Origin of the sequence: Citrobacter sp. SX206, from assembly GCF_024181025.1 — a bacterium.
Taxonomy (GTDB): Bacteria; Pseudomonadota; Gammaproteobacteria; order Enterobacterales; family Enterobacteriaceae; genus Citrobacter; species Citrobacter youngae.
Genome location: NZ_CP049738.1, coordinates 3,310,656 through 3,325,230 on the forward strand (window position 1 = coordinate 3,310,656; position 14,575 = coordinate 3,325,230).

The window sequence follows — 14,575 nt, forward strand, 5'->3', positions numbered from 1 at the left end:
ATCCGTTGTCCTATCCAGAGAGATGTTACATTTTGTTTCTATAACATCTTTTCTGGATTTAACAACCTGACAACCATGCAAACCCGAAGTATCACTGAGTATTTACATTACATTGTTAACTAGATCACTTCATTTACCTGTTAACCCTGCAATTTCATTTTACTTTGCCGGGTGACTTCACCCCATCACCGCCGTGCCTAAACGGCAGGTGCAGCAGCGCCGCCCCTGTTCATCAAAGATGACGATTTCCCAGCTTTGATTCTGTCGCCCAAGATACAACGGCTGGCACACACCGCGCACTTTCCCCTGCGATACTGCGCGGTGATGCGTGGCGTTCAACTCAGTTCCCACCACACACTGCCCGTCTCGAGTCATCAGATAACCCGCCATTGACCCCAACGTTTCCGCCAGAGCCGCCGACGCGCCGCCGTGCAGCAAACCAAACGGCTGATGCGTACGCTCATCCACCGGCATTTCGGCTTCCAGCACATCATCACTCAGTCGGGTATAAACCATGCCCAGATGCGCCACCATGGTGTTCTGACTGGTGGCATTCAGTTCATCCAGCGTTAAATGACGTTTCCAGATCATCGTCATGCCCCCAGCGTGGAGCCGCCGTCCACCACAATATCCTGCAACGTAATGTGGCTGGCCAGATCGGAGGCGAGGAATAAAATCGTGTTGGCGATCTCCTGCGGCCGGGCGATTTTCCCCAACGGAATGCCGAGCTTAAACTGCTCGCCAAACCCTCGAATACGCTGCTGTTCCGCATCATCACTGACCCACAACGTACGCTGCATGTCGGTATCGGTCGAGCCTGGCGAAACCACATTGCAGCGCACGCCGCTGCCCGCCAGTTCAAGTCCCACGGTTAGCGCCAGGCTTTTCAGCGCGGCTTTTGACGCCCCATAAGCACTCATGCCGATACGCGGCGTGTGCGCCGCATCCGATGCGACGGTGACAATTGCCCCGCCCCGCTGGCGACGAAACTGCGCCATCGTCTGCTGAAACAAATTGAATGCTCCGCCCACGTTGACGGCAAAGGTATGCTGCCAGTCCTCCACGCTCAGCGCGTCGGTTGGTCCCATACGCAGGATCCCTGCGGCGTTCACCAGTATGTCGAGACGCCCGGTATTCGCCAGCAAACGCTCGCATACCTGCGCCACCTGCTGCGCGTTCGCCACGTCCATCACCTCAGTGGCAAAGGGATACTCTGCCAGCGCGAACTCGCGGTCGAAGCCCGTAACCTGTGCCCCGGCGTCAACAAACGCCAGCGCCGTGGTGTAGCCAATGCCTTTTCCCGCGCCGGTTATCCAGACGGTTTTCCCTGTGAAATCAAATCCGGCCATCACTTCACCTCGCGGGAGAGCAGCGTCCACCAGGCGTCAATGGTCGGTTTTTTCGCCAGCATCACAAAGTCGATATCGCCATGCACTTTCCGCCAACGGGCCGCCAGCGCCATCATACGTACTGAGTCCAGACCGTAATCGATTAAGTTTTCGTCATCCATTGGCTCTTCAGACTCATCGAGTAGCGGCAGAATCACGCTGCGCAGCGCATCTTTACTGTCCGGAACAGACGTCGGCAGTAACTCCTGGGTCATCACCACGCGACCGGAACGCCCCGCCACGTATTTCAGCGACATCAGGTGTTCATCACGGCTAAAGTCCGCCAGCGCATCTGCGACCATAAACGGCTTAATATCACGCATGAAGGCATCAGTCGCGGTGGTCATGCAGCCAATATGCGCATACACGCCGGTGATGATCAGCTGGTTACGTCCAGTGTCTCTTAGCATCTGCTCCAGCGGTGAACGATGAAACGCGCTGTAACGCCATTTAACCAGAATGGTATCCGCTTCGTCCGGTGCCAGCGCATCGACGATTTTTTGCTGTTCAGGCGAGCGCGTCAGACCGGGTCCCCACATATCGTTCAACAACGCACGGTCTTCATCGCTTTGTTCTTTCGGCTGCGCGGTGTAATAGACCGGAATATTATGTGCTTTACAGTACTGACGCAGCGCGGCGATGTTGGCCACTACCTGTTCCATCATCGGGCAGTTCTCGCCCCAAAAGCCGATAAAATAGTCCTGCATGTCGTGGATTAGCAGCGCGGCGCGTTCTGGTTCAAATGCCCAGTCAACTTTATTTGCCGGAACATCAAGCGCCGTTGGCAGCGCATAAGCCTGCAGTTTAGGGATTGCCATTTCTTCTTCTCCTTCAGGCCGGTGAACGTGATGCCAGCCACTGACGTAATTGTTTTTTATCCACTTTGCCTACCGGGGTCAGCGGCAATGACTCAACGCACTCGACACGGTCCGGCAATTTGAATTCCGCCACGCCCTGTTCGCGCAGAAAACGACGCACCTGTACCGCGCGCAGCGGCTCTTTCACCACCAGGCAGGCGCAGCTTTTCTCGCCCATCAGTTCGTCATCCACACTGACCAATGCCGCATGAATCACCGCCGGATGGCGCAGTAACAAGTTTTCGATTTCTTCGGCAGCGATCTTCTCCCCGCCGCGGTTAATCTGATCTTTCTCGCGCCCCTGCACGGTGATGTAACCATCCCGATCGATGGCGATCAGATCACCAGAGCAATAGAATCCGTTAGCATCAAACGCGCTGGCATTGTGTTCAGGGCTATTGAAGTAACCCCGGAAGGTGTACGGGCCACGCGTCATCAGGCGTCCGGTCTCGCCCTGTGGTAAAGGATTACCGTCAGCGTCTGCCACCCAAACCTCATCGTCAGGGCACATCGGACGGCCCTGGGTATTGATGATGCGCTCGGGACTGTCGTCCAGACGGGTGTAGTTCACCAGCCCTTCCGCCATACCGAAGACCTGCTGCAACTGGCAGCCTATTTCCGCCGGAATGCGAGCGGCAAGCGAAGCCGAAAGCCGCGCGCCTCCCACCTGCAACAGTTTCAGCGAAGCCAGTTGTGCGTTACTGCCCCACTCCTGAATTGCCTGCAGCCACAGACTCACCGCTGGCGGTACCAACGCCGTAACGTTTACCTGATGCTGTTCAATCAACGGAAAGCACAACGTCGCGCTCGGGTCTGCCGCCAGCACCACTGTTCCACCCGCGAGGAAAACGCCCAGCGCGCCAGGCGAACTCATGGCGTAGTTATGCGCCGCTGGAATAGCGCACAGATAGCGCGTTTCTCCAGTGAAATGGCAAATCTCGTTGCTGCGGCGCACGCTGTAGTAGTAATCATTGTGGGTACGCGGGATCAGCTTTGGCGTCCCGGTCGTGCCGCCGGAAAGCTGGAAATACGCCACTTCATCGGCAGGCGATGGCGTGGCGGTAAACGCCGTTGCGGGTTGGCTTATAGCCGTTTGCAGATTGTGTTCGCCGTCATCATTGAGCAACTGGACCACGCGCACTGAATTGTGTTCGGCAACAAAGATATTCAGAAACTCGTCGTCACTGAATAACGCATGCTGGCGATCGGCAATCAGTAACGCCGGTTTAATTTGCGCTGCGTAGGCGTTGAGTTCGTTACGCTGATGGCTAAACAGTGCCAATACGGGAGCCACGCCCAGTTTGAGCAGTGCGAAGAAAGTGATATACAGCTCAGCCACGTTGCCTAACTGCACCAGTGCGGTCTCGCCGGATTTGATCCCCTGACAACGCAGGCTACAGGCAAGATTATCCGTCGCCTGATTTAACTGGCGGTAGCTAAGATGGCGTTCCCCGTCAATCACCGCCGTCTGGTCGCAATCGGCGTGGCGGGTCAGAATGTCGGTCAGCGGCAAATCCTGCCAGTAGCCTTTTTCACGGTAGCGGCGGGCAAACTCTTCCGGCCAACGGGTGAAAGGAATACTCATTATTGCTCCTTAGAGCCTGTCGATAAGGCCTGAATAGCCTGGTAGACCAGGCGCTTAATGCAGTCCAAAAACATTCAACATGGTGGATAGCTTAGCACCTGTTTCACGCCACTCCGCAATCGGTGACGAGGCGGGCACAATGCCGGCTCCGGCGAAAAAACGTACCTGATTACGCAGCAGTTTCGCACAGCGGATCGTCACGACCCATTCGCCGTTGCCCTGCGAATCACACCAGCCAACAATGCCGCCGAAAAGTTCGCGATCGAACGGCTCCAGTTCGGCGATAAGTTTACGTGCGACCTGATGCGGGAAGCCACTTAGCGCCGGTGTTGGATGCAGCAGACAAGCCAGCGTCAGTGCGTTTTCCTGGGCATTGGCTTTACCTTCAAACGGGGTACCGAGATGCCAGAGCGTGGGCGTGGTGACCAGTTGCGGAGACGAAGGAAGTTGCAACTCGCTGCTGCGATCGCGCAGAACCGCTTTCATCGCCTGGGTGACCAGTTCGTGTTCATGGCGATCTTTCTCGGAAGCTAACAGACGGATCCCAGCCTCCCGGTCCAGAACATCGTCCGGTTGGCGACGCGCAGATCCCGCCAGCGGCAGCGAACTGAAATGGTCGCCTTCTTTGCGTAACAGCAATTCTGGGCTGGCGCCGATCAGTACACCGCCATCGTCGATGGGCACATGGAAGTTGTAGCTTGCCGGGTTTTGCGCTACCAGCCGCTCCAGCAGCGCACCACTGTCGATATTGGCGTCGGCGGTCACATCAATCAGGCGAGACAGCACCACTTTGTCGACTTCCGGGGTTGACGTCAGCGCCGCTGCTCTGGCGACCATATCTTCGAAAAAATCCTGCTCAGGAATCGATTTACGCTCAACGACATTCAGCGACTGATGGGCAGTAAAGTAACGTGCTGATTGCTGCTTTGCCGTGCGTGAGAAGCTTTGCCATGATTTAGGAATAAACAGCGACGAGGGCTGGCGGGTGTCAAAGGGAATGGCCCCTACCATAATGGGGTTTGCGATGCCCTGCGATTTGGCCTGCGCAAACAGTGCGTGCATTTTCTGTTGGAAAGGGCTGTCTGGTGAATCACCATCAATTGCCGGTTCCGCATAGCGGGCGAAGCATCCTGACGTCGTAAAACTACGATACGGCGACATAAAGAAAAAACTGTCGGGAGCGAGAGTTGCCATAGTCTGCGTTTTTTCCTCGGCCAGTGACGTGTCCATATCATCCTCCATAAAATGATAAAGGCTTTAATAATGATTATCATTTATATTTTCGGTCGCTAACCTAAAAGCAAAGCGTCAGTATGTCAACTCTTGTGGTAACACAATGTGCGACTTAGGCTTGCATCCCTGACGCGTAACAATGAAAATGAGAAGCATTAACCACATTGATAACAGGAAGCTTATTTGTGAGATTTTCCGCGTTTTACCGCACTGCGCTGTTACTGGTTGGACTCGTTATTTCAGGAATTTCTTTAAGCCATGCCGCTGACTGGCCACGCCAGGTTACCGACAGCCGCGGCACGCACACGCTGGAACATAAGCCACTGCGCATTGTGTCCACCAGCGTCACGCTCACCGGTTCTCTGCTCGCTATTGATGCGCCTATCATTGCCAGCGGTGCCACGACACCGAATAACCGTATTGGTGATGCTCAGGGCTTTTTACGCCAGTGGAGCGACGTCGCCAAAGAACGCAAACTGAGCCGCCTGTATATTGGCGAGCCGAGCGCCGAAGCCGTTGCAGCACAAATGCCGGATCTGATTCTGGTCAGCGCCACCGGGGGAGATTCCGCGCTTGCACTGTACGATCAACTGTCCACCATAGCCCCTACGCTTATCATTAATTACGACGACAAAAGCTGGCAGTCACTGCTGACACAATTAGGTGAAATCACCGGGCAGGAGCAACAGGCAGCGGCGCGTATTGCTGAGTTTGATAAGCAACTGCTCGCGGTAAAGCAACGTATCACCCTGCCGCCACAGCCAGTCAGTGCGCTGGTGTATACCGCAGCCGCACACAGCGCCAACCTGTGGACGCCGGAGTCCGCGCAAGGCAAGCTGATGGAACAGCTCGGTTTCACGCTGGCACCACTACCTGCCGGACTACATACCAGCCAGAGCCAGGGTAAACGTCACGATATTATCCAGCTTGGTGGTGAAAACCTGGCGGCGGGTCTGAATGGCGAAGCGCTGTTCCTGTTTGCAGGCGACAGCAAAGATGCCGATGCGATTTACGCTAATCCACTGCTGGCGCATCTGCCTGCTGTGCAAAACAAACGCGTTTATGCGCTGGGCACGGAAACCTTCCGTCTCGACTACTACAGCGCAACGCTGCTGCTGCAACGTCTGTCGGCTCTGTTTTAATTGCCAGCGCCGGATGCGGCTAACGCCTTATCCGGCCTACAATCCGTAGAGCATAACGCGATCAGACATTCACGGGAACTTGCCGGAATCGGCGCACTTCTCCCAACAACAGCAGCAGTAAAAGACCGACAATCACCAACCCAAACCCACTGACGCTTGCCGAGGCCGCAGGCGTCATCATCGCCCCCAGCCCCCCTAACAGCGCCGCGCCAATCGCATCGCCGGTGACGTTCTGTGCGGTCCACAAACCGTTAATTCGCCCGAGCATCGCTTCCGGCGTCTGCGTCTGTAACAGGGTGTACTGCAACAAAGAACTGACCGCACTCAGCCAGCCAAACAGCGCCAGACAAACCACACCAAGCTGCCAAACGGGCATCAAGCCAAACAGACCGATAGCCAGGAAAGAGGCCACAGTTGATGCCAGCATAATCAGACCCGGACGCACGCTGTGCGCCAGTTGCCCACTGGTTAAAGCCCCGATGGCCGCGCCCAGGGGAATAGCCGCATACAGTAACCCAATCTGTGCGCTCGACATCTGCCAGTTTATCGCCAGTGCCGGATACAGCACGCGCACGGCGCTCGCCATGGTCAACAGACCGCCAAGCAGCGCAATGCCGCCAATCAGCGGGCTGGAAAGCAGAAAGCGAAATGCTGCCAGCAGCGATTTCAGAGGATGCTCGCGCGGCTGCGGCGGAGGCGGTAATGCGGGAAGGCTCAACAACGGCAGCAAGGTAATAAATGTACCCGCCGCCGCCAGGCCGTAGTTCCAGGCCACGCCACCGGTCGCCAGCAACACCCCACCAAGCATTGGCGAAATCACCGATCCCAGACGCACAGTCAGCATGGTAATCGCCCCGGCCTGCATCAGATTTTCACGCCCGACCAGCGCCGGCGTCGCCGCCAGCAACGCAGTGACACCCAGCGAGGCGAAAAAGCCATCCCATAAACCAAGAATATAGATAGCCAGCAACGACGGTTCGGGCAGCAGTGCGTTCAGACACAGGCCAATAAAACCGATCCCACAGGTTCCGCGAGCCAGCAGGATCACCTTTTTGCGCTCATAGCGATCGGCCAGTACGCCGCCCACCATCAGACCAATAAACATGGCGCTCCCGGTCAGCGTAACCGACAAACCGACCTGCCAGGTCGACTGCGTCATCATCTGGATCTGTACCGGGACCGCAACCCCCAATAGCCCCAGAGAGACAATGGAAATAAAACGGGCGAGGAAGACGGCGCGAAATGCAGGATGGGTCTTTAACAGGCTGAGATTAAGCAGCCAGGATTGTCGATTCATTACAGAGCCTTACCAGGTACTTTTTCAATATCCATTCAATGGCTGCACATGCTAACATATCCAAATAAGATCGATAACGATAATTACTATCATTATCAGGGAAGTTGATATGTCATGCTCTATTTCCGTGACACGCGCCTTCGCCGTGCCCGGACTGTTGTTACTACTTGTTCTCACCACGGCATTAAGTCTGGTTATTGGCGCAAAGTCGCTGCCCACCTCCGTGGTATTTGATGCACTCACCGGCAGTTGTCAAAGCGCCGATTGCACCATCGTGCTGGACGCGCGACTCCCGCGTACGCTGGCAGGGCTCCTCGCAGGTGGTGCACTGGGCCTGGCGGGTGCGCTGATGCAAACGCTCACGCGAAACCCTCTCGCCGATCCCGGTATTCTGGGCGTCAACTCTGGTGCCAGCTTTGCTATTGTGCTGGGGGCCGCACTGTTCGGCTTCTCCTCTGCGCAAGAACAACTGCTGATGGCTTTTGCCGGTGCGCTGGTCGCATCGCTGATCGTGGCATTTACCGGCAGTCAGGGCGGCGGGCAGCTCAGTCCGGTACGTCTGACATTGGCCGGTGTTGCGCTGGGTGCTGTTCTGGAAGGATTATCCACAGGCATCGCCCTGCTCAACCCGGACGTCTACGACCAGTTGCGTTTCTGGCAAGCCGGTTCACTGGATATCCGCAGCCTGCAGACGCTGAAAGTCGTGCTGATCCCGGTCCTGATAGCCGGTGCTGTCGCGCTGTTTCTTAGCCGCGCTCTGAATAGCCTCAGTCTGGGAAGCGACACCGCAACGGCGTTGGGTAGCAAAGTTGCGCGTACCCAGTTTATTGGCCTGTTGGTGATTACCGTACTGTGCGGAAGTGCGACCGCCATCGTCGGCCCTATCGCCTTTATCGGCCTGATGATGCCGCATATGGCACGCTGGCTGGTGGGCGCAGATCATCGCTGGTCGCTGCCCGTCACTCTGCTGGCCACCCCTTCCCTGCTGTTGATTGCCGATATCATCGGTCGTCTGATTGTGCCCGGCGAGCTGCGCGTCTCGGTCGTCAGCGCGTTTATCGGCGCGCCGGTGCTTATCTTTCTGGTACGCCGTAAATCGCGCGGGGGTGGCGCATGATGCACCTCTCCCGTCGCCTGATTGTCAGTTGTCTGCTGCTGGTCGTCGGTTGCCTGGCCGTTGGATTGTGGAGCCTGCGTAGCGGTGCCGTTATGCTCGAGACCCCGCAAATTATTGCCGCCCTGTTCGGTGATGCACCGCGTAGCATTACGCTGGTGGTGACCGAGTGGCGATTACCACGCGTGTTGATGGCGCTGCTGATTGGCGCGGCGCTGGGCGTTAGCGGCGCGATATTCCAGTCATTGATGCGTAACCCGCTGGGTAGCCCGGACGTGATGGGCTTCAATACCGGTGCCTGGAGCGGCGTACTGGTGGCAATGGTGCTGTTTGGTCAGCATCTTACCGCCATCGCACTGGCGGCAATGCTCGGCGGGATCCTGACTTCGCTGGTGGTCTGGGCGCTGGCCTGGCGCAACGGCATCGACACCTTCCGGCTGATCATCATCGGGATCGGCATTCGCGCTATGCTGGTGGCCTTCAACACCTGGCTGCTGCTGAAGGCGTCCTTAGAAACCGCGCTGACCGCCGGGCTGTGGAACGCCGGATCGCTCAACGGTCTGACCTGGGCGAAGACCTGGCCTTCTGCGCCGCTGATTATCGTGATGCTGGGGTGCGCCGCGCTGTTGGTACGCCGCCTGCGTTTACTGGAAATGGGTGATGACAGCGCCTGTGCGCTCGGTGTTAGCGTTGAACGCTCACGTCTGATGATGATGCTGGTCGCCGTGGTGTTGACCGCTGCGGCCACCGCGCTGGCAGGACCTATCTCGTTTATTGCCCTGGTTGCCCCACACATCGCGCGTCGGCTTAGCGGCACGGCACGTTGGGGATTAACGCAGTCGGCGCTGTGCGGCGCCCTGCTACTGCTGATGGCCGATTTATGCGCTCAGCAGCTATTTATGCCTTATCAGCTTCCGGTTGGCGTTGTCACCGTAAGCCTCGGCGGTATTTACCTTATCGTCTTGTTAATTCAGGAGTCCCGCAAAAAATGACCGAATCAGTAGCCCGTTTGCGTGGCGACCAGTTAACGCTGGGTTATGGCAAGTTTACCGTGGCAGAAAACCTTAATGTCTCGATCCCCGATGGTCACTTCACTGCCATTATTGGCCCCAACGGTTGTGGAAAGTCCACGCTGCTACGTACATTGAGTCGTCTGATGACGCCCGCGCACGGCAAAGTCTGGCTCGATGGTGAACATATTCAACATTACCCCAGTAAAGAGGTCGCACGCAGAATTGGTCTGCTGGCGCAAAATGCCACCACGCCGGGCGATATTACCGTGCAGGAGCTGGTTGCTCGTGGGCGTTATCCACATCAACCTTTATTTACCCGCTGGCGTAAAGAAGATGAAATCGCGGTAACCCACGCGATGCAGGCCACGGGGATCACACATCTGGCGGCGCAAAGTGTGGATACCCTCTCCGGCGGTCAACGACAACGCGCGTGGATAGCGATGGTACTGGCACAAGAAACGTCGATTATGCTGCTCGACGAACCGACCACCTGGCTGGATATCAGCCATCAGATTGATCTGCTGGAGCTGTTGAGTGAGCTAAACCGGGAGAAAGGTTACACGCTGGCCGCCGTTCTGCACGACCTGAATCAGGCGTGTCGCTATGCCACCCATCTGATTGCACTTCGTGATGGAAAGATCGTCGCCGAGGGTGCGCCGAAAGAGATTGTCACGGCAGAGCTCATTGAAAAAATCTATGGGCTACGGTGTATGATTATCGACGATCCGGTTGCCGGAACGCCGTTAGTGGTTCCGTTAGGACGCACTGCAAACAGGTAAATCGCGCCACCTCCGCAGAGGTGGCGAGTCTATTTATTGGATATCGTTGAGCAAGTCACGCATGACTGGCCCAATCTTCTCGAAAGCCATTGGCGTAATGATATCAACGTGCGCGCAGTCCTGGCGATAAATATCCAGACTGGAAATCCACGGCGACCAACTGCGTTCCGGGCTGACTCCCGGCGGTAACGTGCGTTCAGCAACAAACAGCGTCGCGTGTCCCGCAAAAGGTACGCTATGTGCCGTACTCAGCAGTCGAACCGCATCGGCGTAGTTACCTTCAATGGCACTAAACAATGCGTCGGATGCATTGCTCTGCTGAGCAGTCAGAAACGCCTCCCGCTCACGATCAATTTCCGCCAACACTTCCGGATCGAGTCCATTGGCCTCTTTTTCCGACCAATTTTGCGTTTCCGGCGGCCAGGTATCCAGCAGGCCGAGAAACGCGACCGTTTCTCCACGCGCGTGTAATCGGGCAGCAATGCCCTGCGCCAGCGTACCGCCCAACGAGTACCCAATCAGATAATAAGGTCCATGAGGTTGCTGACGAAGTAACGTTGCCAGGTGCTGTTCGCACACCGCATCCAGGTTTTCTGCTGTTTGCATCGGGCCATCCGGTCGCGGTGACTGGATACCCATAATCGACCACTGTGGAGGAAGATAGCGTGACAACACGCTAAACTGCCAGGCGAAACCCGATGCCGGATGGAAGCAGAACAACACAGGACCATCGCTTTCACGCAGCGGCAGCAGCGTTTCAAATCCCAGCCGTTGCGACTGCTCGTCATCATTGCTATCCAGCAATGCGCTGAGCTGTTCGACGGTCGAGGCCACCATAATCTGCCCAGGCGTTACCTGGCGCGCAAAAATGCGGCTCAACTGCGCGGCCAGCTTCATCGCCAGCAGCGAATGCCCGCCAAGCGCAAAGAAATCCGCTTCAACATCATTGACCTCGCAGCCCAGCAAGGCCGTGAACGCCTGAGCAATAGTGGTTTCAGTCCCTGCTCGCGGCGCCCGCCCTTCCTGACGTGACGTCAGTTGTGGCATTGGTAACGCTTTACGATCCAGCTTGCCGTTGGCGCTGAGCGGGAGCTCCGCCAGTTGCAGCAGCACTGTCGGTACCATATGTGCAGGCAGGGTTGCGCGCAGACTCTCGCGCAATGCCGAAATATCCAGCGGTAAACCCGATTGTGACACCAGATAGCCCACTAACTGGCGCGCATCGCCGCCTGTCGCTACCGCCTGATTGAATACGCAGGCATGGGCAACAGCATGCTCCACATCTGGTAGTTGTTGCATCACCCGATCAATCTCGCCCAGTTCAATACGCTGCCCACGAATTTTTAGCTGGTCATCACTGCGCCCAAGATATTCCACCGCACCATTTTCCAGCCAGCGCGCCACGTCTCCGGTACGATACATACGTTCGCCTGGGCTAAAGGGATCGGCAACAAAACGGCTCGCCGTCAGATCCGGACGCCCCAGATAACCTTGCGCCAGTTGGATCCCTGTCAGGTACAGGTCACCGGCGACACCAATGGGCACTGGACGCATCATGGCATCGAGGATCCGCAAACCGGTGTTCCAGACCGGATAGCCGATGGGTACGCTGTTGCCGGTTACGGCAGCGAGCTCCTCACCCCAGGCTGGATACCAGCTTACATCTACCGCCGCCTCGGTTGGCCCATACAAATTGTGCAGCGGCGCGTGGGTCAGTTGCTCCCATTCGCGGCACAATTCTGCCGGCAGCGCTTCACCGCTACAAAACACCTGTTTCAACGTGGAGCAGCTTTCCCGCGCCGTTTCTTGCGTCAGTGAGCTCACAAATGCCGCCAGCATCGACGGTACAAAGTGCGTTGTCGTCACCCCAAACGTCGCGAAGAACTGTTGCATCGCCAGCGGGTCGCGATGTGCCTCTGGTTCAGCCATCACCAGTTTTGCGCCGGCAATGAAAGGCCAGAAAAATTCCCAGACCGAAACATCAAAACTGCATGGCGTTTTTTGCGCCACCACATCGTCGGCCGTCAGCGGATAGTGATTCTGCATCCATAGCAGACGGTTAACGATTGCGGTTTGCCCCACCATCACTCCTTTTGGTCTGCCCGTCGATCCGGAAGTGAAGATGATATAGGCCGTATGATTTGGTCGTGATAAAGCGAATGGTGTGTCATCTTGCTCTGGCAGCGGAGCGGTGTAGCACAGGCTTTCCAGCCCAGGGATACCGCTAAAACGAACCCGTTGTTCATCAGTGGTGATAAGCAACGTAGGTTTGGCGTCTTCCAGCATCATCCGCAGACGATCGTCCGGATATCCGGTATCCAGCGGTAACCAGGCTGCCCCCGCTTCGACGATGCCGTGCAGCGCCAGCGTCAGGAAAACGGAGCGCGGTAAGGCAACCGCCACGCTGTCCCCCGGGCGCACACCGCGTTCGCGCAGCAGTTTTGCCAGTGCCACCACCTGCTGACGCATTTCGCGATAGCTAAACTGATAGCGGGCATCGGCCAGCGCCGGGGCATCCGGTGTTTTATCGGCCTGTTGCGCCACCAGCGCGCTCAGCGTAGTGGACGGGATCTCCACGCTCGTGTCGTTAATCTTCGCCAGCCGCTCATGTTCTGTCGGTAACAACATTTCGGCGTCGCCGCAGCATAGCGATGGATTGTCGGCAAACTGCTCGATAAGCGCGATTAAACGCGAGGCATGCTGCGCCAACGTAGCGGCGTCATATCGCTGCTTATTCGCCAGAATTTCAATGCTCAGCCCACCGTTTTCATCCGGGAACAGCGCCAGCTCCAGATCGTTCACCGGTCCTGTCGCCAGCGTATGGGTGTGCGCCTGTACGCCGGGAATATTCAGCTGATAATCGAATATTTTCACGTTCAGTACCGGGCCAAACAGTGGTTCAGCCCCGGCTGCACGCCCGCTGTCGCGGACAATTTGTTCGGCATCATAGCGCTGGTGTCGGCGCATTTTCTTCATCTGCCCGGCCAGCCGTTGCGCAAGCGCAGGGAGACTTTCTGCTGCATCAAGTCTCACGCCAAAGGGCAGGACATTTAACACCGGTCCGGTAGCGGTAAGCGCAGCTGATCCCATACGGCGCATAAAGATAAACCCGGCAGCATAGTCCATTCGGCTGCATAAACGACCGAGCCACAATGCAACCAGCGCCAGCGCCAGATCCGCACGCTGAACATCTGGCATACGTGACGCAAGCTGGCGGAATGAACCTTCAGGTGCAGTTAACTTCATGCGAATAATATCCGCGCTGGCTGAGCGACCTGGCAGCGGTTTGTTCGACAATGAAGCCGGCGGCGGCAGTTGTTGGCGTTGCTCAGCCCAGAATGCGCTATCACGTTGCCAGGCATCGCTTTGACGATACTGTTGATACTCTTCCACGACCTCGGCAAACGGCGTAAATGGCGAGGCTGGCGTGGATTCACCGCGCAGCCACGCTGTGTAAATTGCAGCAATCTGGCGGGTAATAGCCGGGAAACTAAAGCCATCAACCAGTAAGTGATGATAGCGCTGATACCAGTACCAGCGTTTATCTCCCACCTGAATGAGCAGATGGAAGACCAGCGGCTTGCCACCGTCAGCGCGCAGATCCTGTTGCAGATCCGCCCGCATCAACGCACGTGCCGCCTCGTGCGGACTGGATTCATTGCGTAAATCGAGAATGTCAGGTTCAGCAAAGGTGAGCGTAGGATCAACCCATTGCCAGATTTCACCGTTATCCTCAGTGAACTGCATCCGCAGGGTATCCGCATGCTCCAGACCGGCCACGACTGCCTTTGCCAGCAGTGGTGCATTCAGTTCACCGGTTAATTCGACATAGTGTGCAACGCTCCACGCCGAGGGCAATGTGGAGAGCTTTTCTGCCATCCAGATCCCCGGCTGGGCCGCAACTAAAGGTAAGCGCTGAGTCATTGCGCCTCCTGTACATCGACATAGTTCGCTGGCGTCAGCGTGGTCCAGTTCGCATCCAGCCATTGCTGGCAGACTTCCTGCGACTGCGGTTCGCACACAACCGTCCAGCCAGCAGGAAGTGAGCACTGCTGAGGCCAAAGGCTGAATTGACGTTGTGGGTTTTGCAGAATGTAAAACTGTCCCTGCGGGTTATCGAAGGGGTTACTGAATTCCATACTCAACTCCTGTCGTGGAACATCGTCC

At 56.7% G+C, this 14,575-nt stretch carries 12 protein-coding genes; 4 read left to right on the forward strand and 8 right to left on the reverse strand.

Annotation, left to right across the window (positions count from 1 at the left end):
- Positions 1-177: 177 nt before the first annotated feature.
- Genes entH through entC form a run of 5 tightly spaced genes read right to left on the reverse strand, consistent with a single transcriptional unit; the run spans position 178 to position 5,060 of the window.
- A complete protein-coding gene (gene entH / locus G8S19_RS16190) occupies positions 178-591 on the reverse strand; it encodes a proofreading thioesterase EntH (RefSeq protein WP_048212612.1) in 414 nt (137 codons plus the stop codon).
- Between the two features lie 2 nt (positions 592-593).
- Positions 594-1,349, reverse strand: coding sequence for a 2,3-dihydro-2,3-dihydroxybenzoate dehydrogenase EntA (gene entA, locus G8S19_RS16195; protein ID WP_124021321.1), 756 nt, complete (start codon positions 1,347-1,349; stop codon positions 594-596).
- Positions 1,349-2,206, reverse strand: coding sequence for an isochorismatase (locus tag G8S19_RS16200; protein ID WP_061067495.1), 858 nt, complete (start codon positions 2,204-2,206; stop codon positions 1,349-1,351). The genes entA and G8S19_RS16200 overlap by 1 nt, the downstream gene beginning before the upstream one ends.
- A 13-nt stretch (positions 2,207-2,219) precedes the next feature.
- Complete coding sequence (gene entE / locus G8S19_RS16205) at positions 2,220-3,830, reverse strand: (2,3-dihydroxybenzoyl)adenylate synthase EntE (protein ID WP_124021322.1); 1,611 nt, start codon at positions 3,828-3,830, stop codon at positions 2,220-2,222.
- Between the two features lie 54 nt (positions 3,831-3,884).
- On the reverse strand, positions 3,885-5,060 hold the full coding sequence (gene entC / locus G8S19_RS16210) for an isochorismate synthase EntC (RefSeq protein ID WP_115600786.1): 1,176 nt from the start codon (positions 5,058-5,060) through the stop codon (positions 3,885-3,887).
- 188 nt (positions 5,061-5,248) lie between these two features.
- Between entC and fepB the strand changes: the two genes are divergently transcribed.
- Entirely contained in the window at positions 5,249-6,205 is a 957-nt protein-coding gene (gene fepB, locus G8S19_RS16215; protein WP_048212329.1) for a Fe2+-enterobactin ABC transporter substrate-binding protein, read from the forward strand.
- 61 nt (positions 6,206-6,266) lie between these two features.
- On the opposite strand, the gene entS is transcribed toward fepB, so the two are convergent.
- Positions 6,267-7,502, reverse strand: coding sequence for an enterobactin transporter EntS (entS, locus tag G8S19_RS16220; protein WP_048212330.1), 1,236 nt, complete (start codon positions 7,500-7,502; stop codon positions 6,267-6,269).
- 109 nt (positions 7,503-7,611) lie between these two features.
- Here entS and fepD point away from each other — a divergent pair, with 109 nt between their 5' ends.
- From fepD to fepC, 3 genes are read left to right on the forward strand one after another with little or no spacing between them, the layout of a single operon-like run.
- Entirely contained in the window at positions 7,612-8,619 is a 1,008-nt protein-coding gene (gene fepD / locus G8S19_RS16225) for a Fe(3+)-siderophore ABC transporter permease (RefSeq protein ID WP_124021324.1), read from the forward strand.
- Positions 8,616-9,608, forward strand: coding sequence for an iron-enterobactin ABC transporter permease (gene fepG / locus G8S19_RS16230; protein ID WP_048212332.1), 993 nt, complete (start codon positions 8,616-8,618; stop codon positions 9,606-9,608). Before fepD ends, fepG begins: the two co-directional genes overlap by 4 nt.
- Entirely contained in the window at positions 9,605-10,408 is an 804-nt protein-coding gene (gene fepC / locus G8S19_RS16235; protein WP_005123456.1) for an iron-enterobactin ABC transporter ATP-binding protein, read from the forward strand. The genes fepG and fepC overlap by 4 nt, the downstream gene beginning before the upstream one ends.
- A gap of 33 nt (positions 10,409-10,441) precedes the next feature.
- Here the strand turns inward: fepC and entF are convergent, their stop codons facing one another.
- Positions 10,442-14,332 carry an enterobactin non-ribosomal peptide synthetase EntF gene (entF, locus tag G8S19_RS16240; protein ID WP_124021325.1) on the reverse strand — a complete coding sequence of 1,297 codons (3,891 nt, stop codon included), beginning with the start codon at positions 14,330-14,332 and terminating at the stop codon, positions 10,442-10,444.
- Entirely contained in the window at positions 14,329-14,547 is a 219-nt protein-coding gene (locus tag G8S19_RS16245; RefSeq protein ID WP_061067489.1) for an MbtH family protein, read from the reverse strand. Before G8S19_RS16245 ends, entF begins: the two co-directional genes overlap by 4 nt.
- Positions 14,548-14,575 lie beyond the last annotated feature (28 nt).